This is a genomic window from Syntrophaceae bacterium, assembly GCA_013177825.1.
In the GTDB taxonomy this organism is placed as follows: Bacteria; Desulfobacterota; Syntrophia; order Syntrophales; family PHBD01; genus PHBD01.
Window position 1 is genome coordinate 328,479 of record JABLXX010000003.1, and the last position, 23,645, is coordinate 352,123.

Sequence of the window (23,645 nt, forward strand, 5' to 3'; positions counted from 1 at the left end):
GACCCGGTCATGACTGCGGGGGAAGCTTCTGGATGTTCTTGCACGCCGGATAGCCGGTACAGCCGAGGAATCGTCCGAAGCGGCCCCGGCGGATGGCCATGGGCTTGCCGCATTTTTCGCAGGCGATGTCGGTAAGCTCCGGCGGCGGCGCCGGCGCAGCGGGGGCGCCCGACCGGGTCTGCCGGACGATGTTCTTGCACTCTGGGTAACCGGAGCATCCCAGGAACGGGCCGAAACGCCCCCGGCGGGTTACCATGGGCTTTCCGCATTTCTCACAGACCGGCGCCAGGGCTCCCTCCGCGGCCTCCTCCGGCCGGGCCTCGTCGCGGGGATTCACGGTGTTCTTGCACTCGGGGTAGCCGGAGCAGGCCAGGAAGGGACCGAATCGACCCTGTTTGAGAATCATGGGCTTGCCGCACTTGTCGCAGGTCTTCCCGGTCTCGACCGCTGTCGCCTCGGCGGGGACGATCTGGCCGTCGTCGCCGCGGGAAAAGTTCGTCGTGTTCCGGCAGGCGGGGTAGTTCGAGCAGGCCAGGAATTCGCCGTTTTTCCCCCACTTGATGACCATGGGGCTCTGGCATTTGTCGCAGACGACGTCCGTCGGGATCTCCTGGCCCTTGACCCGGCGCATCTGCGCGCCCGCCTGCTTCAGCTCCGCCTCGAAGGGAGAGTAGAAATTCTGCAGGATGTCGAGCCGGTTGCTCTTGCCTTCCTCGATCCCGTCCAGCTCGTTCTCCATGGAGGCCGTGAAGGCCACGTCGAGGATCCGGGGAAAATTCTTCACCAGGAGGTCCGTCACCAGCATGCCCAGCTCCGTCGGGGAAAACCGTCCCTTTTCGAGGCGGACGTATTCCCGCTCCTGGATGGTGCTCAGGATCGTCGCGTAGGTGCTGGGACGGCCGATTCCCTTTTCCTCCAGTTCCTTCACCAGGGAAGCCTCGGAGAAGCGGGGCGGCGGCTGGGTGAATTTCTGCTCTTTCCGGACGGGGGGAACCAGGTTGAGGGCCTCTCCCTGTATGACGTCCGGCAGGAGGCGTCCGTCTTCCGGCTCGTCCTCGCCGTTTCCGTTCCCATTCCCGTTTTCCTTGCCCTCGGTGTAGACGGTTGTAAAGCCGGGGAACTTCATGACCAGCCCCTGGGCCCGGAGCTGGCAGCGGCCCGCTTCCACGTCGATGATCGTCTGGTCGAAGACGGCGGGGTTCATCTGGCTGGCCACGAAGCGGTTCCAGATCAGGTTGTACAGCTTGAACTGCTCGTCCGTGAGGTACTCCCGGATGTCCTGGGGCCGGTAGGCCATGGAGGCGGGCCGGATGGCCTCGTGGGCGTCCTGGGCCGAGCCGGATACCTTGTAGGCCCTCGCCTTGGCCGGAAGGTAGGCGGGATCGTAATTTTCAGCGATGTAGGCCCGGACTTCCTTCAGGGCGTCGTCGGCGACGCGGACCGAGTCGGTTCGCATGTATGTGATGAGCCCTACGGAGCCTTCCTTTCCCAGCTCTACCCCTTCATAGAGGCGCTGGGCCACGGACATCGTCTTCTTGGCGGGAAAGCGGTGCCAGCGTGATGCTTCCTGCTGGAGCTTGCTGGTGGTGAAGGGAGCGGGAGGGGTCCGCTTCACTTCCTTTCGCTCGACCCGGGAGACAACCGGCGCATTCGCCTCGATCTCGGCAACGACCTTCTCCGCTTCCTCCGCGCTGGTCACCCGGGCCTTCTTTCCGTCGAGCCGGAAGAGCCTGGCCTCGAAGGACGCCGCCTGCCCGTTGGCGAGCGTCGGCTCCCGTTTCCGGAGGAGGGCCGCAATGTTCCAGTATTCCTCGGACACGAAGGCCAGGATTTCCTGCTCCCGGTCACAGATCAGGCGGACCGCGACGGACTGCACGCGGCCGGCGCTGAGTCCCCGCTTCACCTTGTCCCACAGCAGCGGGCTGATCTTGTAGCCAACCAGCCGATCGAGAATCCGCCGGGTCTGCTGGGCCTCGAACTTGTTCATGTCCAGCGCCAGCGGCTTGCTCAGGGCCTCCAGAACGGTATTCTTCGTCAGATCGTTGAAGAGCACACGGTAGACGGTCTTGTCCCGGCCTCCGATTTCCTGGGCGATGTGCCAGGCAATCGCCTCTCCTTCGCGGTCGGGGTCCGGCGCCAGGTAGATCCTGTCTGCCTTCTTGGCCGCCTTTTTCAGATCGGCGATGACCTTCTTCTTGCTGTCGATGACCTGGTAAGTCGGCTCGAAGCCCTTCTTGACGTCGATGCCAAGGGTGTTTTTGGGCAGGTCTTTCACGTGGCCTACGGAGGCCGCCACTTCGAAGTCATCGGACAGATACTTCCGGATGGTTTTGATCTTGGCAGGTGATTCTACAATGATCAGGGAACGGGACATCCGTCACTCCTTGCGTATGAATTTTTTCCCCGGGAGCTGTCGAATGGCTCCCTTGATTTCGAGCCCCATTAAAAGGCCCAGTACATCGTTTGCTTTCCCCCCGGATGCCCGGATGATCTCATCCGCCGGGATCGGAATGTCCGATAGAAGACCGAGGAGCGCTTCCTCCGGTCCGCTGAGGGGCGTGGGCGGCGTCTTCTGCCTTCCTTCCGGGCCGGCCATAGAAGGTTCCGGGTCCCCGGCCTTCATGGCGAATGGCCCCGGAGTTGGTTTCTTCAGGGCGGAAAGGGCGTCCGGCCCGGTTTCGCCCGGTTTTCTTCGTTCCAACTGGGGAAGGATCTCCTCCAGGATGTCGTCGACGGATTCGACGAGCTTCGCGCCTTCCTTGATGAGGCGGTTCGTGCCCTTGGAGCCGGCGGCATCAACGCTTCCCGGGACGGCGAAGACGTCTCTCCCCTGTTCCAAGGCCAGCCGGGCCGTGATGAGGGATCCGCTTTTTTCCGTCGCCTCCACGACCGTCACGCCCAGCGCCAGTCCGCTGATGATGCGGTTGCGGGCCGGGAAGTGGGACGCATTCGGAGGCGTGCCGAAGGGATATTCGGTGATTACCGCGCCCCTACGGGTGATTTCCTGAAGCAGGGCGCCGTTCTCCGGCGGATACGTCACGTCCAGTCCGCAACCCAGAACGGCGATGGTGCGGCCTTTCCCGGCCAGGGCGCCCCGATGGGCCGCCGTGTCGATTCCCCGGGCCAGTCCGCTGACCACGGTTACGCCGCGCAGGGCCAGCTCCCGGGAGAGCCGCTCGGCCGTATAGCGGCCGTAGATGCCGGCGGCCCTGGATCCCACGACCGCCATACAGGTTTCGTCCGCCTTCAGTTCGCCCTTGACGTACAGCAGGGGCGGAAAATCGTAGATCTCAAGCAGCCTCACCGGATAGGACGGGTCCGTGCAGGGCAGGATCGTGACTCCCAGGGAGTGGGCTTTCTCCAGCTCCGCCTCCACCTGGTCCCATTGCCGGAAGTCCTTGATCTGCCCGGCCGCCTTCGCTCCTACGCCGGAAAAAGCCTTCAGGGCTTCCGGGGGGGCGGAAAAGACCCGTTCGGGGGAGCCGAAGGCTTCCAAAAGCCGGATGAAGCCGATGCCGCCGACCTTTTCAACCCGGTGCAGGGCAAGCCAGTACTTCAACATTTCAGGGTGGTTCATATCTGTGAGGAGGACCCGGCTTGTCGGCACCCGGAAGGCGCGTTACGTATACAGAATGATTTTCCAGTGTCAAGTATTTTAAAAAAGGGAAAAAGCATTGCGAAATTTGCATGTTTCAGATACACAGGGTCAGTTTTCAAGAGGATCCTGCCATGGCGTCCCGTCGCTTTTTCTCAAAAATCGGTCTTTTGCTGCTGGCTGTCGGCTGGCTGTCGGTCCATTTCCTCCCCTGCATCCGGGAGGCTTCGGCTGGGCCCCCGAAATCGGCGGTTCCGGCAAGGGTGCGGACCATAGCCCAGGGACCTGTGGCCGTACCGCCACTTCTTACCGTTTCCCCCCGGGAAATCGATTTCGGCCCCATCGGTTCAGGCAGTCCGGAAACGGGCCTGTTCGTGCTGAAGAATATGGGCGGAGGATCGCTCCAGTGGACCCTTTCCCCTCCCGAGGGATGGAACTGCTCCCCCGAACAAGGACTAAGCGGTCATCTGGACGTCCGGGCGGCGGAGATCCCAATCCGGCTCAAATACGCCCGGGAGGTGGCAGAAAGCGCAGGAAATTCAGGGAAGGGGGGCCCCATGCCGCTGGCCCTGTCACTGGACTTCGGGGCGCACTCCATGACCTGCAGACGGGAAGCCGAGCCGGGTGTTCACCGCGAGATCATCCGGATCAATTCCACGGGCGGAAGCCGCAGTCTTTTTTTCCGATACCACGTGATCCATCCTGAGATGCAGCCCCTCATTCATCTAAATCCGCTCCGCCTTGATTTCGGAACCGTCGGCATCGGGGAGCGTGTCACCAGAAGGGTGGAGCTCACGAACCATGGAAAGGACGTCCTCAAGTGGTCCGTTGACCTTCAAGGGAGTCCGGCACAGGAAAGCGCCTTCTGGCCGCCGCCGGGCCGGTACGTCTCCTTCTTCAACGAAGCCGCGAAAGGTAAGGGTTCCTACGCGCCTCCGGCGACCCTGAAGGCGGGAATCGATGTGTCCGGGGCGGTCTGGATGGAAGAGGAGGGATATCCCGTTGGGACCGGCCGCGGGAACAGCCTGAAGATAAAGTTCTCGGGAACCGGCATCACGCTTTATTACTGGAAAGATCCGGACGGGGGGGATCTGAGCGTTCTCCTCGACGACCGGTTTCTGCAGACGATCCGCTGCCGGGCGGAGGAAAGAGAATCGGCGGAAACGCTTCTGGCGCAAGACCTGGCCGACGGTCCCCATACGCTGTCTTTTGTGAGCACGGCGGGACGGGCCGTCCTGCAGGGTGTGCGGATTGCAGGGAGGCAGGTCCAGAAGGGACCGGCGGGCTGGATCACCGTCTTCCCGAAATCCGGGAGAACGCTGCGGGAAACGGATTACATCAATGTGGTCGTCAATCCGCAGCATCTGAGCCCCGGATGGTATGCCGACCAGATCCTCTTCACCTCCAACGGGGGGGACAAGCTCATGGAGATTTCCCTGGAGGTGACAGCGGAGAATGTGTCCCGCCTGCTCGATGTCTATCGCTATGTCCGGGGCACGGATTATTTCCTCACGACGAATCCCCAGGCCGAGCAGTCCCACCTGCAGGCGGGGGCGTATGTGAGAGAGGGGCTCGCTTTCCGGCTCTTCAGTCCGGGAGCGCCGGGGACGACGAGCTTCTACCGGTGGTACAACCCGAGGAAGGGGGACCGCTTCTATGGTTATGACCTGCAGGGTGGCGGCAAGAACCTGCAGGGATATATATTCGAAGGATCCATCGGGAACATCGCCACGTTCCGCCTGGCCCAGTCAAGGGAGCTCTACCGATGGTATCATCCTTCCCGCGGCGTCCATTTCTTCACAACGGACCCGAACGGCGAGAGCATGCAGAAGAAGGGTTACCAGTTCGACGGCATCGCCGGATACGTGCGGTAAAGCGCCGGGGTTTCGTCTTGACAAAAAAAAACAAAGGGGGTAATGAGCATCCTCCTTTCAGAAGACCTGGAGGAAACTGCTGCCGTATGCGCCTGTAGCTCAGCTGGATAGAGCAACGGACTTCTAATCCGTAGGTCGCGGGTTCGAATCCCTCCAGGCGTACCAGATATTCGTGGTGGGTGTAGCTCAATTGGTTAGAGTGCCGGGTTGTGGCCCCGGAGGTTGAGGGTTCAATTCCCTTCACTCACCCCATTTTCCCATTTTCCCCCTATGCGCCCGTAGCTCAGCTGGATAGAGTCGCAGGCTTCGAACCTGTTGGTCGCACGTTCGAATCGTGCCGGGCGCGCCAAAAAAGCCAAGGAGATGTCGATCCGGGTCGACGTCCCCTTGGCTTTTTTACTTTCACGGCTGCCTTTCTCCCTTTTCGGGGATTTGTCCTCCGTACGTCGACGGATGCAGGAATCAGCTCTTTATTTATGGCTACCGGCCGAAATGTCGATGCGGAAGAGGTTCGCACCCAGGCAATGGGTGTAGCTGGCCTGACAACTTGATCGAGGGTATATGTCGAGGATGATGTTCAGTTCTCCGTTCGTCCCGTTGGCTCCGGTTCGAATCCGGCGCAGAAACTTACCGCCTGCATGAATGCTTTTCTGAATCCTGGGACTAAGTTTTGCATTCTTGAGGATCACGCTTATCTTTGGCTCATCTCCATCCAGCTTAAGCAGGAACGCTGGTTTCTGATAGCTGTCAAATTGGATGAAGACACTTTCCGTCCCACCCGACTCAAGTTTCATGCGGATGTTTTTCACCAGGATGGGGCCGTTTTGGCTGAACAATTTCAGCGACGAATCCTTTCCTGAAGATTTTCGATGCCCGTGAACCGGTGAAGCAGCCGCCACATCAGAGGAATTCGATGCCACGGGATGGATGGGCGCAGCGGTTGGATGGCTGGGGTCACTCTTGGCGCGGAATGTCATATTTTCTCCTCGATATCTTTGCCCTGGTTCCGTAGACCGTCCACTGTGAGGCTCCGCCGGCCGACCCACTTGCTCATGCATGTAACCCATCGAAAATAGACAAATGTACCATGCATCCGTAATGACCGCGCCGGGATTGAAACAACCAAAAGAGTGCACAAAATACTGGAAAACGATGAATGAACAATATGGAATAATATGGGATATTACATGTAGAAATAATACATATTATACGATGGATAGAAGGTAAGAGCGAAGGTTTGCTTTTGCTTTGACCAAACCAAGTTTCCTCCGGATATGATTGCGGTGTGTCTCGACGGTTACAGGGCTGATGCCCATCAGTTCGGAAATCTGTTTCGTTTTCATCCCCCCGCGAATCATCTCGGCGATCCGGATTTCCCTGGGGGTGAGGTTGCGATGTGCTGAATGGAGGGTGTACAGATAAGGAGAGGCGATGTCTTTCAGGTTCGACTCCAGGATGGCCAGATAGGCCATGCCTTTCTTGTCCATCCCGCCGGCCTTCAATTCCTCGATAATCGGAAGGATGAGGTCGTTTACGTTCAACTGGAGCCTTTCTTCAAGATGTTTCTGATCATCCGTCCGGCGATTCACCAGGATGCGGAGAGCCGTGTTGGTCTCTTCCAGGTCCGCTGTCCGCTCCCGAACGCGGGATTCGAGTTCTCGGAGCGTCCTCTGGAGTTCCTCTTCCACTTGTTTCAGGTCTGCAATATCCTGCACAAATCCTTCATAATAGCGGATTTTGCCGTCTTGATCCCGGACGATGCGCACGTTGTTCAGGATCCAGCCGATGGTTCCGTCCTTGCGTCGGATCGACGTCTCGACGGTGGCGCACTCGCGCCCATTCAGCAACGCGATGATGCGGGATCGATCCTCGGGATTTGCATACATCTGCTTTCCGATGTCCGTGACGGAACGGATGACCTCCTCCGGCGAGTCGAATCCGAAAATGCGGGCGAAAGCATGATTTACTTTGAGGTATCTTCCCTCCGGACTGCTTTGATAGATGCCCATGATCGCGTTTTCGAAGATGGCCCGGTAGTTCGATTCACTGTCCGGAGGCACGCTCCCGTACTCCTTGCGATCATTTGTATCGGTCTGAATTTTACGGCAATGCCGGGCGCCATCCGAAAGGTCTTCCTCCACCTTGCCCGGGCCGGCTGATGGATTTCGCAGGACTCGGGTCTCATCGATCAGCACTTCTCCGGTTTTGCGCTCGCCGTCCGCCATGGGCATCGCCTCCATCACCCGCTTCCCGGCTGGAAGCACGAAGCGGGGTCCAAGGAATGAAAATGAACCGTCTTGATGCTGATCCGGACTGCTCATTCAGGGTAAAAAGCGGCCGCATCGTAGAACATGCCCGCTTTTCCGGCAATGATTATTGGGAAGAATGTCCACCTGGGATTCGCGTCCATGGAACGGGAGAATGAAGCCTGCACTGCTCTCTCTGTTCCGAATGCGCCTGCAGTACGGATGCACCCGTTGCGGTTCCGGATGGAGGATTTCATGGGTACCCATCCAATGATTTCCGTCCCTTCCTTGACAGAAGCCTTTGCATCCGTTAAGAAAAAACTTCCGGTTCGGCGGGTCTCCCTGCCGACTGTCCTGATGAATCGACTTGTCGATCTCTTTTCTCCGGCGGGACCGCCTTCTGTGACGATCATGACGTTTCCCGCGCGTTCGATAATGTGCAGCCCGGTCCCTTTTTATTGATGCTTATCGCCCGCTCCTGCTTTTCATGCCGCCCCGTTGACGAGACCGGAGGCAGGGGTTGTTATTGAACGGGGACGAGGGGGCAGAACACACTTCAACATCAGCAGGAGGAAGATGCAAATGACTACACCGGTGCAGCAGAAAATCAGGGACAAAAAAAGAACACCGGAGCAGATTGCCGATATGGTCAAGTCGGGCGACTGGATCAACCATGGCAGCGTCGGTGGTGACTCCACGGTCTGCACCGAGGCGGTGGCCAAGCGACTTGGTGGTGGACTCGGCCAGTTGAAGAACATCGAATTCTGGATGTATGCGATGTTCTACCCCCACCTGGAATTACGACAGCTCGATCCAATGCAGGAATATCATGCCATCCATGAATTTTTCTTTTTCCCCTGGAATCGCAGGGCCCGCGACACACACAACGTCTCCGACTGGGCGCAGTGGGGCTGGGCCTACGGGATGTGGGCCCACCACTACCGGTTTGCAAACGTCGCGAGGGAGAAGCGGGGCATGGACTGGTGGTTCAACGCCGCCACGGCTCCCGACGAGCGCGGCTATTTCAACATGTCCTACGGGACGAATAACTGCAATATCTTCCGGCAAACGGCGAAGAAGATCGTCTTCGAAGTCCGCTCAGACTATCCCTGGGCGGAGGGCGGCCGCTTCAACACGATTCATATCGACGAGATCGACTACTGGGTCGAGGTGGACTGCGAGAAGTACCGCTGGCCGCAAATCAATGAGAAAGTCATCAAGGCCAAACCCGAAGAAGAGGCCGTTGCGAGGAACGTCATGAAGATCATGCGGGACCGGGACGTGATCCAGCTGGGCATCGGCTCGCTGCCCTCAGCCTGCGTCGCCGCCATGTCGGATGCGGGATTCAAGGATCTGGGGATCCACACGGAGATGATGAACGTCGGCCTCATCAAGCTCATGGAATCGGGGCAGGTGACAAACGCCTACAAAAGCATCGACCGGGGAAAGAGCGTCTGGTCCTTCGCCTTCCCTGTGGATGTGGACTGGTATTACAACACGATTCACCGGAACCAGGCCATGGCGGTCTATGACATCGACTACACGAACAACATGAACATCCTGACCAGGATTGACAATATGATCGCCATCGACAACTGCGTGGCCGTGGACCTGCTGGGCCAGCAGTGCTCCGGATTTTATGAAAAGCGCCCGATTTCTTCCACGGGCGGCTATTTCCAGTTCGTTACCTTCTGCGCCCAGTCCCGGGGCGGAAGGGGCGTCGCCTCCATGACCTCCCGGAGCAAGCACGGAACATCCCGCATCGTTCCGTTTCTTCCGGAGGGTTCGACCGTGGATGTGCCGGCCCAGTTTGCCAACTACGTCTGCACCGAATTCGGCATTGTGAACCTCCGCGGCCTCAGCGGTTATGAGCGTGCAGCGGCCCTTATTTCCATCGCTCATCCGGATGACCGGGAATGGCTGGAGAGGGAAGCCCGTGAAAACGGTCTCCTGCCACCGAAGTTCCCCGTCAGCATGCTTCCCGTGGAGGGCGGCGGACGCCGTTACCCGTCCTACGATGAAAGGCGAAGATACAAGATCCCCATGGGAAGCGCTGTCTGGGGCTACGATTGGGATGAGGGATTCCAGTCCGGGAAATAAGGCGTTCCCCGATTCTGCGCAACGGGTCAGGAGGCCCGGTCCGGGCCGGGCATCCAATGCTTTGGGGAGATTCGGGAAGTGCGGCGGGGAAAATGTGGCTGCCGGAAAGAGAAAGAAAAAATGCTTGCAATGCCTTTTAGATTACGTTAAAGGGCTCGTCCGTTCCGAATAAACAAACACGGGCCCTTAGCTCAGCTGGTAGAGCAGGTGACTCTTAATCACAAGGTCGTCGGTTCGATCCCGTCAGGGCCCACCATAAATACAAGGGGTTAGGCGCATAGCTTAACCCCTTGTGTTTTTTTGTGTGGGGGTCTGTGTGTGGATTTATCCGCGCCGACTGCTTCTTCGTACTTCTCAATCGCCGCACGTTTCATAGCGCCAAGGCTGTGAAAGTATATTTTGTCAATCGGCATTGAGAACACCGTAGGCATGCAATTTTGGCCCAGTGAAATTCCGGATCTTTCTCAAGATCTGATGTGATCGATTTGCCATCCCGATGGATCGATAACCGAGTTTCACAAAGGGCCTCCACAGCAAGTATCTCCCCGCAGCCCTCCTTCCGCCCGATTGCCGGCAGAGTAGAGAACGGATAGGGGTGGGTCAATTTTAGATGCCGATTACATCCAAAGGTAGATCATGATTGCATGCCGATTCACAATTCGACGAACTTATCCCCACAGCCGCTTTATCCGCGAGGGCACAAAAAAATCTCAAAAGGATACTTTACGATTCAACAGCATAAGTGAAGCATATCTACACTGACATTGGGATGTAATATTGCTGATATTTGTTGATGTTTTGACTGATTTCTGTTATGCCTCCCCTAATTCAGCATAAATTTGAATGGTTAAAGCCATCGCTATCCAATACATGATGTCACCCATATCTATCACTTTTGGAGGTCGAGAAAGCATGAAGGCATCCGGCAAAACCAAGAAGCAATTGCTAGAGGAGATCGCTGCTATGAAGATGCGGATTTCCGAATTGGAAGGAATACAAAAGGGGAGGTTGCAGCCGGACTTTGGGGAGAAGATTGGCCGCTATTTCCCAAAGGCGAACCACATGCAGGAGGCCATTTATGTCGTCTTCGACAGAAAATACGAGTTCATCAACGATCAGTTCTCCCAGATGTTCGGTTACACGTCAGAGGAGATATGCCATACCAACTTTGATCCCATGAATTTGATCGCGCCGGAATGCAGGGGCCTTATCCGGGAACAGTATCGTCAAGGGACGCGCGGCGAGTTTTCAGCCCGACAGTTCGAATACACCGGCATGAAAAAGGACGGCTCAAGAATCGAGTGTGAGTCATTTGTTCTCTTCGTTCCCTACAAATGGGGAGTTGCCATACATGGCATGCTCCGCAACATCAGCGTGCAGAAGCGAATCAGCGAAGAATTGCAACGGCACCGTATCGACTTGCAGATTGTCCTGAATTCCATTCCGACAAGCATATTCTATACAGACAAGGAGCACCGCTTTATCCGGGCCAACAAGGCCTTCTGTAAAGCTCTCGGCTTCCCGCTGGAGGAGATCCTCGGCAAGACATTCACGGATCTGTTTCCGAATCTGCCGGCAGAGCAGCTTTCGAACTTCTTTCAAGTGAATGCTGAAGTCATGTCTTCTGGAATTTCGAAACGGGGTTTCATAGCTACTTTACCCAGCATACGCGGGAGACGCTGGCTTCAGGTCGACCGGATGCCCTGCCGGGATGATGATGGGGACATCGTCGGTGTTATCTGTCTGGCCATTGACATCAGTGATCTCAAGGAAACGGAAGAGAAACTTTGGTATATGAGCTTCCACGATGTGCTGACCGGCCTTTACAATAGGACCTATTTCGACGAAGAGTTGAATCGGTTGGCAAATGGAAGGCAGTTCCCTGTCAGCATTATCACTGTAAAGGTGGACGACCTGCTTGCAGTCAATGAGAACGAAGGCATCGCCGCGGGGAATAATCTTCTGAAGCAGACTGCAAAAATCCTGAAAATCTTCCGGAACGAGGATGTGGTCGCCAGGGTTGGCGGTGATGTATTCGCAGCTCTCATGCCGTCGTCGGACCAGTCGGTCGTAGAAAATATCATCCAGAGGCTCAAGAATAGCATCAAGGAGCACAACAAGAGAAACAAGGGTGAAATGTTAAACCTATCTTTAGGATTTGCAACTGGAGAAAAAGGATGCTCACTGTTTGATACACTGGTACAGGCGGAAGCCGACATGAGCAGGAATAGAGGTTAGCGGAACGGTATATACATCTACATGAACCAATTGCCGCGTTTTTAAGAGAACCAAATTCTTAGGGCATAGTGGATGGTTTGGGATGTATTACTTAAAGAACATGACCAATCAAGTGCTCGTAGAAAACTGTCGGGCAACTCTATGAAGAGGAATATTGATTCTACCGTTGTTCTGACGGATGATCTTCTAACGAGATAACAGGAGTTAAGCCCTAAGCTACAAGAGGTATGTCTCAACGATCATATTGATTTCAGCATTGATCATAGCAACAAAAAACTGTTGCGCAGAGTCGGATATATGGCTTTTCAAAAAAAAAGAACAACCCGGGTATTGGTTGTCGACGATGAAGAAAGCATGCGGGAAATCCTTTCAGACTTCCTAAGCAGCTTAGGTTACAAAGTTGTATGTGCAACAAATGGCGAGGAAGGTTTGACGGAATATAGAGAAGATCACTTCGATGTCGTCATATCAGATCTCATGATGAGCCCAATGAACGGGCTGGAATTACTGAATCAGATCAAAATCATCAATCCGACGGCAATTTTCATTATGATCACGGGTTATCCGTCCATCGATACGGCCATGGACGCGATCAAGAAAGGTGCCAACGATTATATCATTAAGCCCTTTAACCTTGATGAGATCAAGATGAAGGTTGAACGGGCGATTTTAGAACGTTCCCTCAAAGGAAGGCTGAAAAACGTTCAGGGGATTGTCTGGTGTCTTTTGATTTCAATTCCCGTTTGGCTCATCCTCGGAATTGTCTTGGCTAGATTGCTGAAATGACGTGCCAGTCTCTCTTACATATCCTCAGCACCTCTCGTTAAAGCATGTGGACGCACATCATGCGCGGCTAACACTCTACATATCGGAAACCCCTTCATTGATTATTGTAAAATAGCAGCATTATGTTGCTGAAATAATTCTCGACTTGTAATACCGATTTTGATAATTGGTAAAAAAATTGTTCGACAAAGATTGATTTGCATTGGAGGGAATCATGAAAAAAGCATGGGCGGTCTCCCTAATCATGATAGGGGTCTTCTTGGCGACAGCGCCAACCACCAGTTTTGCCCAAGACGGCAAGGCTCCGCTACCCCCCCCGAAGGAAAAGGCAGCAGTCGCTGCCGACAGCGATCAGTATATCATCGGTCCTGAAGATGTCCTGCTGGTCTATGTTTGGAGGGAAGACTCGATCACCAAGACGGTGCCGGTGCGAATCGACGGAAAAATTTCCCTTCCCCTCGTGAACGATATCCAGGCCGCAGGTCTCACCCCTCTCCAATTGAAGGAAGCGCTGACGGATAAGCTCAAGACCTTCGTGGAAAATCCAACGGTTACAGTAACAGTCATGGAGGCAAACAGCTACAAGGCCTATGTTTCCGGAGAAGTGAAAAAACCAGGTGTTTATGTCATACGCAGTGACATGACCCTGACCAAACTCATCATCATGGCCGGCGGATTCACGGAATGGGCTAACCAAAAGAAAATCATGATCATTACAAAAGAAAAAGGCAAGGAGAAGAGAATAACGGCAAATTATACGAAGATTATCGACGGAGAAGAGCCGGATAATATGATCAAGAGTGGCGATACAGTCATCGTGAGATGAAAGGGGAGCCATCATGAATCCGAAGAAATGTATTCTGTTTTTTTTGAGTTGTTTGCTTTGGCTGAGTTCGGCACCGCTTGTCCAAGCGGCGGACCTGCTCTCGAAATTCCATCCTTACCTCAGCATCAAGGAGCAATTCAGCAATAACCTGGACCTGACATCGACGAACGAGAAAAAGGATTTCTACACCACCGTTCAGCCCGGAATCAAATTTTCCAACATGGATGAAAGGGGGGGATTGGATCTGGATTACTCCCTCGGGGCCGTGTTCTACTCGAAATACACCAACTTGAACTACATCAGCCATAAGGCCTCGATGAATGCAAAATACATGACATCGCAACATATCAATTTTTATCTCAAGGAATCTTTCATTCGTTCCGAAGATACAAGGGAAAGCGAATATTACACAACGACGGAGGAGAACAAATACGTACTGTCCACACAGAGGGAGAGGGCGGTTTACTGGCGTAACGTCTTGTCTCCGACAATTGAATACCAGTTCGGGCCGGAAAACCGCCTTGGCCTCAACTACCGCAACAATTTGTATCGAACGGACAGTTCTTCGGGTAATGACAGCCATGAAAATTTCGTCAATCCTTTTTTTACTTACTGGTTCGACAAGCGAAACGGGATCAGTCTTGACTATGGCTTTACCAAGGGAGACTTCGAGACGAGTCCGGACCTGACCGGCCACCGGGCAAGTGCCCGTTACACCAACCGTTTCAGCGAGAGAAGTTCCATCTTCGGGGAATACGCTTATTCCAAGCGGGTGTTCGATTCACCCGGTGTTGATTATGACATTCACGAACCTATCGTGGGAATAACCTATGCGCTGACTCCGACCCTGAATGCATCCGCGCAGGCTGGCTATTTCTGGAAAGTGCCGGAGAGCGGGTCCCGGAAAGACGGGTTTTCGTACAAGGCTGATCTGAAGAATATCGATCCGCGGACTACTTTCCAGATCAGTATTAAGGGCGGTTATACGGAAGATTTCTTTACCTCGGAGAATCTGGGTTTCAACCGGTATCACCGGGTGACCGGCTCTGTAACACACATGCTGGACCGGCACATCTCCATCGGTGCTTTCGGAAGTTACGAGAGGGCGGAATTCGACCAGCCGGAGCACAAGGACGATATCTGGGGGATCGGCGCCAGGGCATCGTACTCACCCCTGAAGTGGCTGACGCTTGCTCTGGAAATCTCGCGCAGGAACAGGAATTCCGACGTGTCCACATACGATTACACCGAGAACAGGGGAATGTTAACGGTTACAGCCACTTATTAATAAGGAGCGCGCAAACCCATGATCAACCCGGCCAAAGCATACACGGCAGCCGATTACATCGAGATCCTGCGGCGCCGGATCTGGTATATCGTGATTCCTTTTGTGCTGATTGTGACAGGCGCTGTGGGGTACACGATTTTCGCCCCCCGCCAGTACAAGGCCAGTACGCTGATCCTTGTTACCCCGCAGAGGATCCCGGAAGCGTTCGTTCAGGCCACGGTTACGTCAAAGGTCGAGGAGCGGTTGCAGTCGATCGCCCAGGAGGTATTGAGCCGAACCCGCCTGGAGCAGATCATCAATGACCTGAACCTTTACCAGAAGGAGCGGAAGTCTCTCTCCCGTGAAGAAATCGTCGCTCTGATGCAGAAGGACATCAAGATCGAGCTCCCGACGCGAAAGGATGAATCGAAGGGGTTCTTTACGATCAGCTACATCGGACGCGACCCGAACATTGTCACGACTGTTGCCAACCGGCTTGCCTCGCATTTTATCGAAGAAAATCTGAAATTGCGTGAACAGCAGGCCGTGGGGACGACGGAGTTCCTGACCGTCGAACTCACGGAGGCGAAGAAAAAGCTGGATGAAATGGAAGCCGCCGTCACTCAGTACAAGCAGCGCCACATGGGAGCCCTGCCCCAGCAGATGGACGCCAACCTTAAAATCATGGAGCAAATGCAAAACCAATACCAGAGACTGAGCGAAAGCCTTCGGGCCGCCCAGGATCGGAAGCTTTACCTTCAGAAGCAGATGTCCGACTTGGATTCGCCCGTCAGCATGCCGGGGGGCAGAACACCCGGCTCTGACCAGCAGTATGATTCGTCCTCCGGAGCCGTTGACAGCAGAGGTTCCTACGAATCCCAGAAGGACATGCTGACCAGACAGCTCGAAGATCTTAGGACCCGGTACACGGAAAGCCATCCTGACGTCGTCGCCACCAAAAAGAAGCTGAACGACTTGGAAAGGAAAAAGAATCTGCCCTTATATGACGTAAAGAGACAGCCAAGATACAGGGAATTGGCCAATCAACTGGCTTTGACCAGTGCGGAGATTGCGCGCGCCCAGGAAAGCGAGCGCAATCTCATGTCCGAGATCAGAAAATACCAGGGCAGGGTCGAGATGACACCGGCCCGGGAACAAGACATGGCCTCGCTCTTGAGAGAGCACCAAATGACGAAAGAGAACTACGAAAGGCTTTTGAAAAAAAGCCAGGAGGCACAGCAGGCGGAAAACCTTGAACGGAGGCAGAAGGGCGAGCAGTTCCGGATTATCGATCCGGCCCGCACCCCCGAAAAGCCTTTCTCCCCGGATATTCCCAGGATTCTCCTCATCGGTCTTGTGGCCGGCATTGTTGGTGGCTTCGGAATGGCGTTCTTACGGGAACAGTTGGATCGCTCGTTCCATGATTCCGGAGATGTCGAGGTCACCCTCGGACTCAAGGTCCTAGCAAACATTCCCAAGATTGAAGAGGGAACGACCTGATCATGTACAAGAAGTTCTACGGGTTCAGGGACAGACCCTTCGAAATAACGCCGGATCCTAAATTTGTCTATTTGAGCGAGAACCATCAGGAGGCACTCGCCCATCTGCAGTATGCGGTGCAGGAGGGAAAAGGCTTCAGTGTCATTATCGGCGAGGCTGGAACAGGGAAAACAACTCTCGTCCACATGCTTCTCAGCAAGCTCGACGGCCATGTTCGAACCTCATATATCTTCAATCCCGTATTGGATCGAGGTGATTTCCTCAACTACATTTGTGACGATCTGGGTATAAAATCGGATGGAATGAAGTCTCGGGGGCAGAGCTTGGCGGCCCTGCACAACTTCCTCCTCGAGTGCTTTGCCCGGGATGAGAAGGTGTTTCTCATCATCGACGAAGCCCAAAGCATGGAGCCGGAACTGCTCCAGGAGGTTCGACTTCTGACGAACCTGGAGACATCGAAGCAGAAGCTGCTTCACGTAATTTTACTGGGGCAGCCCGAACTGAGCAGAATCCTGGCTGAGCCGCGGTTCCGCCCCTTGAAGCAGCGAATCACAATCCGGTATCATTTGAAACCACTCAGTCTGAAGGAAACAAAGGCATACATCGAGCACCGTCTCAAGAGAGCTAGAGCGAGAAATATCCATATTTTCGATAACAGCGCGATCAAGGAAATCTATCAATATTCCAATGGTATTCCACGCTTGATCAATATTGTCTGCGACAATGCCCTGCTCACGGGATTTTCAATGGAACAGGGCCGGATCGGAAAAGGCATTATCGAAGATGTTGAAGCTGTTTTGGAGGGTTCGAAAAAGAGAAGAACAGGTAAAACGCTGTGGCTTCTTCTCGTTATGTTTCTTCTGATTGTCGTTCTGGCTTTTATTTATCAGGAATCGATCCTCAAATTATGGAGATGACCGCTCATGGGCAGAATGTTTGATGCACTTCAGAAAGTTGAACGGCAAAAGCATCAGGAAGAGCTCAAGGTAGAGCCCCCTAAGATCAAGCAGGAAGATCTTTACCTCGACAACAAACTGGTTTCTTTCTTCGCACAGTCTTCCATGGCGGCCGAACAGTTCAGGAGGCTCAGACAGCATATCATCAAGCAGGGAATCGAAGGCTCCCCGAAGACGATCATGCTCACGAGCACGGTGGCAGGCGAGGGGAAAACCCTCATCGCTACTAACCTGGCTGTCATGCTTGCTACCGAGTTGCACAGCCATGCATTGGTTGTCGATTGCGACCTCCGAAATCCAGCGCTTACGCACTGGTTCGGTTTTCGCGAGGCCAAGGGGCTCTCCGACTACCTGAAGGGAGAGGCTCAACTGACGGACCTGTTGATCAGCACCTCTATCGAAAAGCTCAGCATTCTGCCGGGTGGCTCGATTCAGGACAACCCGGTCGAGCTGATCGGATCCAACAGAATGAAATCCCTCGTGACGGAGCTGAGGTCGCGATATGCGGACCGGTATATCATCCTGGATTGTTCTCCAGTCCTGGCGACAACCGAACCGAGTGTCCTGAACGAAATGGTCGACGGCATCCTGTTCGTCATCAAATCCGGCCATACAGCCCGGGAATCGGTTCAGCAGGCCCTTGCGCTGCTGGACAGGAACAAGATCATAGGCGTGGTTCTCAATGCCATGGAGTTCAGAACAACGGCCATGACGCGCAGGTATTTCGGGACAAACCGCTACTACTACGATTACCGTTACTCGAAAACTCACCCGGAACCGACCGCTTGGTCGAAAATCCGGGCCTTGGCAGGGGACGCAAAAATGGTCTTTGGCAGGTTACGGGCCGGGAAAAAGGAAGATCTCTGAGTATTAGAGAGGAGGCCAGCAGAGATAAGTTCAATGGGATTCACCATATAGAAGGCCGACATTCAATCTCCGGATCGAAGTAAACGGTGATTATGGATCAGCAGGCAAAGCCATTCACAGCGGAATCTGACACGGTGGACAATATTTTAGCCAGCGGGGAACACGATTGTCCATTTTACAGCAAAAGCCATTTTCATCACCTCCTTCGGGTTGAAAGACAAAGAACAGAACGATCCAGGAAGCCTTTCCTTCTTATTCTCCTCGATATTTCCAAGGCTGTAAACGAACCGAACCCGAAAGAGATTCTGAACAGAATTGATTCAGCCCTGAAGTCAACCCTGAGAGAAACCGATATCCGTGGCTGGTATGATCGCAACCGGGTCATCGGGATTATTCTGACGGAAATGACATCTATGGAGGCGCCGTTGGTTGAGGGTATCATCCGCATCATCTATGGGCGGTTGAGTCAGAAGCTGTCCAGGAAACTGCTCGATAAGATTGAAATATCATTTCATGTCTTCCCGGAGCAGAAGGATGATGCATCCAGTGACGTGAAGTTTTCCAACAAGCTGTATCCGGACCTCTTAAAACGGGACCAGAATCAACAGTTTTCGCGGACAGTGAAGAGATTGATCGACGTATCCGTCAGTGCGACACTTCTTCTGTTGCTGTTACCCGTGTTTCTGGTGATTGCAGCAGCCATCAAGTGGACGTCCAATGGCCCGGTCTTTTTCAGGCAGGATCGATTGGGGTACAACGGCAAAGGTTTCACCTTTCTGAAATTCAGATCCATGTCTGCCGACAACGATCCTGCAGCACATCGGGCCTATATGAAGAAATTTATAGCCGAGCAGCAAAGCGCAGCAGTGGAACCTGGAGTATTCAAGCTGAAAGATGATCTCCGCGTCACCCCGGTGGGAAAGTGGTTGAGAAGGACGAGTCTGGATGAGCTTCCTCAGTTGATCAACGTCCTGACAGGTGATATGTCCCTCGTGGGACCGAGACCTCCTATCCCTTACGAGTGCGATCTATACGACATATGGCACAGGAGGAGGCTGCTTTCGTGCAAACCCGGGATCACCGGGCTTTGGCAGGTAACAGGGAGAAGCCGAACGACCTTCGATGAAATGGTGCGCCTTGATCTCAAGTATATCAATGAATGGTCATTGTGGCTCGATCTCATGATTCTGTTGAAAACGCCAAGGGCTGTTTTGACGGGAGATGGAGCGTACTGATCATGGCCCGCCTGTTTCTCCAATTTCAGGAGTCACAATTAGTCATTAACCAATTTGCTGGAAGGAGATTGTTATGCTTCGCATGGGCGTTATCGGTTATGGGTACTGGGGACCCAATATTGTAAGGAACTTCAGCGCTGCCAATGGGTCCATGGTCTCCATGGTCTGTGATATGAATGCCCAGACCCACAAAAAGGTCAAAAAGGCATATCCGCATATCCGGTTGACCACGGATCCCGCATTGTTGATCAAGGACCCTGAAGTCGATGCCGTCGCCATCGCCACACCGGTGTTTACACACTTTGAACTGGCCAAGATGGCGCTGCAGGAGGGCAAGAGCATCTTCGTCGAAAAACCGTTTACCTATACGGTTTCCGAAGCGGAAACCCTCATTGAACTGGCCCAGAAAAAGAATCTGAAAATCATGGTGGATCACACCTTCCTCTACACAGGCTCCGTCAGAAAGATCAAGCAGCTGATCGACGACCATGTCCTCGGGGATCTCTATTACTTCGATTCCGCCAGGGTAAATTTAGGTCTTTTTCAGCACGACGTTAATGTTGTCTGGGACCTTGCCCCCCATGATATATCCATCATGCATTACGTAATCGGCGACAAGCCGCAGGCCGTCGTGGCAACGGGAGCAGAACATTTTGGCCGCAAGCTGGAAGACATCGCTTATCTGACTATCTATTACCCCCGCAACGTCATTGCCCACATCAATGTAAACTGGCTCTCCCCGGTGAAGGTCAGACTGACGTTTATTGGCGGGAAAAAGAAGATGCTGGTCTGGGATGACGTTGAACCGGACGAAAAAATCAGGATCTACGACAAGGGTGTCGAGGTCCGGACAAAAGAAGGCCAATACAACCTGCTTGTCGCTTACCGCTCGGGGGACATGTGGGCGCCAAAGATTGAACAGACGGAGGCGCTCAAGCTGATCGCGGAGAAATTCGTTGATTACGTAAGCAATGGGGGAACCGTCGTGAATGACGGTTTGGCCGGCTTGAACGTGGTAAGAATGCTGACTGCGGCCAATGAATCACTGAGCAACAAGGGCAAAATGGTCTACCTGTAACCCAACGCACCAATTCGGGCGTTGTATTCTCATTCAAGGTGTTACGATAATGGATTACCTGTGCATATCTGAAGACGTCAAACTTGGAGAAAATGTAAGGTTATCCAAGTTCATAAACCTCTATGGCTGCACGATCGGCGAGAACACCAAAATCGGCGCCTTCGTGGAAATCCAGAAAAACGCCACTGTCGGCAGGAACTGCAAGATTTCCAGCCACACATTCATCTGCGAAGGCGTGACGATCGAAGACGACGTCTTCATCGGCCACGGCGTTACGTTCGTCAATGACTCCTATCCGCGAGCCACTGCGGCCGACGGCAGGCTGCAGACCGAAGCGGACTGGACCGTGGAACCCACCCTGATTCAGAAAGGTGCGTCGATCGGCTCCGGTGCAACGATCCTTGCCAATGTGACAATCGGCGAAGGTGCGATCGTGGGAGCCGGAAGCGTCATTACGAAGAATGTGCCGCCGAAGGCCATCGTCGCCGGCAACCCTGCCAAGGTTCTGAGGATACAGACAGAGTGATGTCGGGGCATATTCAGCGGTTGGCAGACGCAATCAATGAATGATCCGAAGGTTGTCGATCCTTCCCGGCAGAGCGACTGGAATGAGGTCCTCTGCCGGATTCCAGGGAGTTCCTTCTTTCACACATCGACCTGGGCTCACGTCCTCCAGGAATCCTACCATTACGAACCCCTTTATTTTGCGATCCGTCAGAAAGCTGACCTGATAGCCGTCCTCCCTGTAATGGAAGTAGACAGCCCACTCACGGGTAAAAGAGGGGTTTCCCTGCCCTTCACCGATTACTGCGAACCGATTGTCTCGGATCATGCACAATTCGGGGAGCTCTTTGCCGCTGCAACCGCTCTGGGAAGGGAACGCCGCTGGCGCTACCTTGAATTCAGGGGGGGGGGGCGTTTCTTGAGCGAAAAGGAGCCTTCCGAATGGCATTACAGTCACACCCTTGATCTCACTGCGAAAGATATCAAGTCGCTTGCCGATGCCACCCGCCGGAACATCAAAAAGGCCGAAAAGCAGAACCTTGACGTAAGCATCTCGACATCGCCGGACGCCATGACGACGTTCCAACGTTTGAATGCGATCACCAGAAGACTCCACGGACTCCCTCCCCAGCCCTGCCGTTTCTTTCAACGCGTTTACGACCACGTACTTTCCAAAAAAATGGGGTTCATCGTTCTGGCATCGCTGAAGGGAACGGCAATCGCTGCCAATGTCTATTTTACATTCGGGGATCAGATTCTCTATAAATACGGTGCCTCGGACCGGGCTTTTCAGCACCTTCGGGCGAGCAACCTGGTCATGTGGGAAGCCATCAAGTGGGGCCGTGATCACGGGTACCGGGTCCTCCATCTTGGCCGCACGGAGCCGGGCAACAAAGGGCTCCGGCAGTTCAAGGCGGGATGGGGTGTGCAGGAAGGGCTCATCCGGTATTACCGGTACGATCTTCGAGAGAATGCGTTTGTCAAAACACCCGAGGTCGTCAAGCCGATATACCAGAAGATATTCGGCAAGCTACCCATACCGATTTTGAACCTGCTGGGAAGCTTGCTATATCGCCATATGGGATGACGGCTTTTCTGTTGCTAAAGGTTAGATGATACTTATATACTCCGCGGCGTTGTGAACACCTTTTCCGATCATCATGAAAACAAAGACCGGTTCTTGGGTGTACCCGTGTAACTGAAAGGGCGGAGCTTTATAAATACTTTGTCAGAAAAGGGGAAAAATTGTCTCTCATCAGAAAGATCGAGAATAAGACTGCAACGATCGGCGTCATCGGCCTTGGCTATGTAGGCCTGCCCCTTGTGATTGAATTCTGCCGGGCCGGGTTCAACGTCATGGGATTCGACGTGGATGAACAGAAGATATCCATGCTCAGACAGGGCAAAAGCTACATCAAGCACATCAACCCGGCGATTCTTGTTCGTGATTTCGGGGACCGTTTCCGCCCGACGAGTGATTTTTCGTTGCTTCGCGACATGGACTGCATTCTCGTGTGCGTTCCCACACCGCTCAATCGGAACCGCGAACCGGACATGCAGTATGTTTTCAACACTACGCGAACCATAGCGACATATCTTCGTCGGGGCCAGTTGATCGTCCTGGAATCCACTACCTATCCGGGAACCACCGATGGAGACATGCGAAAGATATTGGAGACAACGGGGCTGAAAGCGGGCGAAGATTTCCATCTGGCCTTTTCGCCGGAGAGGGAAGACCCAAACAACCGTGATTTCAGTGTACGAACCATTCCCAAGGTGGTGGGGGGCTACACGAAGGAGTGTCTGGCCGTAGCAACCGCCCTCTACGGAACGATTGTCAGTCAAACCGTGCCTGTCTCCTCTCCCAAGGTGGCCGAGGCGACCAAGCTCCTGGAGAACATTTACCGTTCCGTCAACATTGCCATGGTCAACGAACTCAAGATGCTTTTCGACCGGATGGGCATCGATGTCTGGGAGGTAATCGAGGCGGCAAAAACAAAACCGTTCGGGTTCCATGCCTTTTATCCCGGTCCGGGGCTGGGCGGCCACTGTATCCCCATCGATCCCTTCTACCTCACTTGGAAAGCACGGGAATATGACTTCAGCACCAGATTCATCGAACTGGCGGGCGAGATCAACACCTCCATGCCGGATTATGTCGTGCTGAAAGTCATGAAGGCTCTGAACGAACAGGAAAAGACGATCAAAGGATCAAAGATACTGATCCTTGGCCTGGCCTACAAGGCAAACGTGGACGATGACCGCGAATCGCCTTCTTATAGCCTCATGGAAAAGCTGGAAGAGCTGGGGGCGGAGGTATCATACAATGATCCCCACATCCCCGAGATCCGAATGACCCGCGAACATCCGCATCTTGCCGGCCGGAAATCCATGGAGATCAGCAATCTCTTTGATTTGCTGCTTATTGCCACGGCCCATGACGAATACCAGGCTGTCGATTTCCAATCCCTCGGCATTCCCGTCGTTGATACGCGCAATGTAATCCGCGATAAAAGCGTTATGCTTTATAATGCATGATGATGGTCTATCTCCCATGTTATTCACACTTCTGG

The 23,645-nt window shown here is 54.1% G+C and carries 19 protein-coding genes and 4 tRNA genes; 18 read left to right on the top strand and 5 right to left on the bottom strand.

Annotated elements, in window-relative coordinates:
• Nucleotides 1-7: 7 nt before the first annotated feature.
• Both topA and dprA read right to left on the bottom strand, forming a co-directional pair.
• Complete coding sequence (gene topA, locus HPY65_09180) at nucleotides 8-2,374, bottom strand: type I DNA topoisomerase (GenBank protein NPU84652.1); 2,367 nt, start codon at nucleotides 2,372-2,374, stop codon at nucleotides 8-10.
• 3 nt (nucleotides 2,375-2,377) lie between these two features.
• Nucleotides 2,378-3,577: a DNA-protecting protein DprA gene (gene dprA, locus HPY65_09185; protein NPU84653.1), complete on the bottom strand. Its 1,200-nt coding sequence runs from the start codon at nucleotides 3,575-3,577 to the stop codon at nucleotides 2,378-2,380.
• Between the two features lie 152 nt (nucleotides 3,578-3,729).
• Between dprA and HPY65_09190 the strand changes: the two genes are divergently transcribed.
• The 4 genes from HPY65_09190 (at nucleotide 3,730) to HPY65_09205 (ending at nucleotide 5,818) form a co-directional block, all read left to right on the top strand.
• Nucleotides 3,730-5,469, top strand: coding sequence for a hypothetical protein (locus HPY65_09190; GenBank protein ID NPU84654.1), 1,740 nt, complete (start codon nucleotides 3,730-3,732; stop codon nucleotides 5,467-5,469).
• Between the two features lie 88 nt (nucleotides 5,470-5,557).
• A tRNA-Arg gene (locus tag HPY65_09195) sits at nucleotides 5,558-5,634 on the top strand.
• Between the two features lie 10 nt (nucleotides 5,635-5,644).
• Nucleotides 5,645-5,721, top strand: a tRNA-His gene (locus HPY65_09200).
• A gap of 20 nt (nucleotides 5,722-5,741) precedes the next feature.
• Nucleotides 5,742-5,818 (top strand) — tRNA-Arg (locus HPY65_09205).
• Between the two features lie 121 nt (nucleotides 5,819-5,939).
• Here HPY65_09205 and HPY65_09210 read toward each other — a convergent pair.
• The 3 genes from HPY65_09210 to HPY65_09220 all read right to left on the bottom strand — a co-directional run bounded on the left by HPY65_09210 (nucleotide 5,940) and on the right by HPY65_09220 (nucleotide 8,128).
• Nucleotides 5,940-6,446 carry a hypothetical protein gene (locus HPY65_09210; protein NPU84655.1) on the bottom strand — a complete coding sequence of 169 codons (507 nt, stop codon included), beginning with the start codon at nucleotides 6,444-6,446 and terminating at the stop codon, nucleotides 5,940-5,942.
• Nucleotides 6,447-6,674: 228 nt separating this feature from the next.
• The gene (locus tag HPY65_09215; GenBank protein ID NPU84656.1) at nucleotides 6,675-7,709 is read right to left on the bottom strand and encodes a PAS domain S-box protein; all 1,035 of its coding nucleotides are present in this window, start codon (nucleotides 7,707-7,709) and stop codon (nucleotides 6,675-6,677) included.
• Nucleotides 7,710-7,786: 77 nt separating this feature from the next.
• Nucleotides 7,787-8,128: a hypothetical protein gene (locus HPY65_09220; protein NPU84657.1), complete on the bottom strand. Its 342-nt coding sequence runs from the start codon at nucleotides 8,126-8,128 to the stop codon at nucleotides 7,787-7,789.
• A gap of 169 nt (nucleotides 8,129-8,297) precedes the next feature.
• Here HPY65_09220 and HPY65_09225 point away from each other — a divergent pair, with 169 nt between their 5' ends.
• The 14 genes from HPY65_09225 (at nucleotide 8,298) to HPY65_09290 (ending at nucleotide 23,610) form a co-directional block, all read left to right on the top strand.
• On the top strand, nucleotides 8,298-9,815 hold the full coding sequence (locus HPY65_09225) for a hypothetical protein (GenBank protein ID NPU84658.1): 1,518 nt from the start codon (nucleotides 8,298-8,300) through the stop codon (nucleotides 9,813-9,815).
• 180 nt (nucleotides 9,816-9,995) lie between these two features.
• Nucleotides 9,996-10,071, top strand: a tRNA-Lys gene (locus HPY65_09230).
• Between the two features lie 656 nt (nucleotides 10,072-10,727).
• The gene (locus HPY65_09235; GenBank protein NPU84659.1) at nucleotides 10,728-12,053 is read left to right on the top strand and encodes a PAS domain S-box protein; all 1,326 of its coding nucleotides are present in this window, start codon (nucleotides 10,728-10,730) and stop codon (nucleotides 12,051-12,053) included.
• 297 nt (nucleotides 12,054-12,350) lie between these two features.
• Complete coding sequence (locus tag HPY65_09240) at nucleotides 12,351-12,839, top strand: response regulator (GenBank protein ID NPU84660.1); 489 nt, start codon at nucleotides 12,351-12,353, stop codon at nucleotides 12,837-12,839.
• A 214-nt stretch (nucleotides 12,840-13,053) separates the two neighbouring features.
• Entirely contained in the window at nucleotides 13,054-13,665 is a 612-nt protein-coding gene (locus HPY65_09245; GenBank protein NPU84661.1) for a hypothetical protein, read from the top strand.
• Between the two features lie 13 nt (nucleotides 13,666-13,678).
• Complete coding sequence (locus HPY65_09250; protein ID NPU84662.1) at nucleotides 13,679-14,953, top strand: outer membrane beta-barrel protein; 1,275 nt, start codon at nucleotides 13,679-13,681, stop codon at nucleotides 14,951-14,953.
• Between the two features lie 18 nt (nucleotides 14,954-14,971).
• Nucleotides 14,972-16,432 carry a hypothetical protein gene (locus HPY65_09255; protein ID NPU84663.1) on the top strand — a complete coding sequence of 487 codons (1,461 nt, stop codon included), beginning with the start codon at nucleotides 14,972-14,974 and terminating at the stop codon, nucleotides 16,430-16,432.
• 2 nt (nucleotides 16,433-16,434) lie between these two features.
• Nucleotides 16,435-17,349, top strand: a complete 915-nt coding sequence (locus tag HPY65_09260) for an AAA family ATPase (GenBank protein ID NPU84664.1) — start codon at nucleotides 16,435-16,437, stop codon at nucleotides 17,347-17,349.
• Nucleotides 17,350-17,355: 6 nt separating this feature from the next.
• Complete coding sequence (locus HPY65_09265; GenBank protein ID NPU84665.1) at nucleotides 17,356-18,255, top strand: polysaccharide biosynthesis tyrosine autokinase; 900 nt, start codon at nucleotides 17,356-17,358, stop codon at nucleotides 18,253-18,255.
• 92 nt (nucleotides 18,256-18,347) lie between these two features.
• Nucleotides 18,348-19,490 carry an exopolysaccharide biosynthesis polyprenyl glycosylphosphotransferase gene (locus HPY65_09270; GenBank protein NPU84666.1) on the top strand — a complete coding sequence of 381 codons (1,143 nt, stop codon included), beginning with the start codon at nucleotides 18,348-18,350 and terminating at the stop codon, nucleotides 19,488-19,490.
• 73 nt (nucleotides 19,491-19,563) lie between these two features.
• Nucleotides 19,564-20,568 carry a Gfo/Idh/MocA family oxidoreductase gene (locus tag HPY65_09275; GenBank protein ID NPU84667.1) on the top strand — a complete coding sequence of 335 codons (1,005 nt, stop codon included), beginning with the start codon at nucleotides 19,564-19,566 and terminating at the stop codon, nucleotides 20,566-20,568.
• Between the two features lie 49 nt (nucleotides 20,569-20,617).
• Nucleotides 20,618-21,094, top strand: coding sequence for an N-acetyltransferase (locus HPY65_09280; protein NPU84668.1), 477 nt, complete (start codon nucleotides 20,618-20,620; stop codon nucleotides 21,092-21,094).
• A gap of 36 nt (nucleotides 21,095-21,130) precedes the next feature.
• Nucleotides 21,131-22,159 (top strand): GNAT family N-acetyltransferase, encoded by a 1,029-nt coding sequence (locus tag HPY65_09285; protein NPU84669.1) that lies wholly within the window; start codon nucleotides 21,131-21,133, stop codon nucleotides 22,157-22,159.
• A gap of 176 nt (nucleotides 22,160-22,335) precedes the next feature.
• Nucleotides 22,336-23,610, top strand: a complete 1,275-nt coding sequence (locus tag HPY65_09290; protein ID NPU84670.1) for a nucleotide sugar dehydrogenase — start codon at nucleotides 22,336-22,338, stop codon at nucleotides 23,608-23,610.
• Nucleotides 23,611-23,645 lie beyond the last annotated feature (35 nt).

Excerpts from the sequence above, each read along its gene's own strand:
- topA (NPU84652.1), bottom strand. The coding sequence starts at position 2,374 with ATGTCCCGTTCCCTGATCATTGTAGAATCACCTGCCAAGATCAAAACC.
- dprA (NPU84653.1), bottom strand. The coding sequence starts at position 3,577 with ATGAACCACCCTGAAATGTTGAAGTACTGGCTTGCCCTGCACCGGGTT.
- HPY65_09190 (NPU84654.1), top strand. The coding sequence starts at position 3,730 with ATGGCGTCCCGTCGCTTTTTCTCAAAAATCGGTCTTTTGCTGCTGGCT.
- HPY65_09210 (NPU84655.1), bottom strand. The coding sequence starts at position 6,446 with ATGACATTCCGCGCCAAGAGTGACCCCAGCCATCCAACCGCTGCGCCC.
- HPY65_09215 (NPU84656.1), bottom strand. The coding sequence starts at position 7,709 with ATGGAGGCGATGCCCATGGCGGACGGCGAGCGCAAAACCGGAGAAGTG.
- HPY65_09220 (NPU84657.1), bottom strand. The coding sequence starts at position 8,128 with ATGATCGTCACAGAAGGCGGTCCCGCCGGAGAAAAGAGATCGACAAGT.
- HPY65_09225 (NPU84658.1), top strand. The coding sequence starts at position 8,298 with ATGACTACACCGGTGCAGCAGAAAATCAGGGACAAAAAAAGAACACCG.
- HPY65_09235 (NPU84659.1), top strand. The coding sequence starts at position 10,728 with ATGAAGGCATCCGGCAAAACCAAGAAGCAATTGCTAGAGGAGATCGCT.
- HPY65_09240 (NPU84660.1), top strand. The coding sequence starts at position 12,351 with ATGGCTTTTCAAAAAAAAAGAACAACCCGGGTATTGGTTGTCGACGAT.
- HPY65_09245 (NPU84661.1), top strand. The coding sequence starts at position 13,054 with ATGAAAAAAGCATGGGCGGTCTCCCTAATCATGATAGGGGTCTTCTTG.
- HPY65_09250 (NPU84662.1), top strand. The coding sequence starts at position 13,679 with ATGAATCCGAAGAAATGTATTCTGTTTTTTTTGAGTTGTTTGCTTTGG.
- HPY65_09255 (NPU84663.1), top strand. The coding sequence starts at position 14,972 with ATGATCAACCCGGCCAAAGCATACACGGCAGCCGATTACATCGAGATC.
- HPY65_09260 (NPU84664.1), top strand. The coding sequence starts at position 16,435 with ATGTACAAGAAGTTCTACGGGTTCAGGGACAGACCCTTCGAAATAACG.
- HPY65_09265 (NPU84665.1), top strand. The coding sequence starts at position 17,356 with ATGGGCAGAATGTTTGATGCACTTCAGAAAGTTGAACGGCAAAAGCAT.
- HPY65_09270 (NPU84666.1), top strand. The coding sequence starts at position 18,348 with ATGGATCAGCAGGCAAAGCCATTCACAGCGGAATCTGACACGGTGGAC.
- HPY65_09275 (NPU84667.1), top strand. The coding sequence starts at position 19,564 with ATGCTTCGCATGGGCGTTATCGGTTATGGGTACTGGGGACCCAATATT.
- HPY65_09280 (NPU84668.1), top strand. The coding sequence starts at position 20,618 with ATGGATTACCTGTGCATATCTGAAGACGTCAAACTTGGAGAAAATGTA.
- HPY65_09285 (NPU84669.1), top strand. The coding sequence starts at position 21,131 with ATGAATGATCCGAAGGTTGTCGATCCTTCCCGGCAGAGCGACTGGAAT.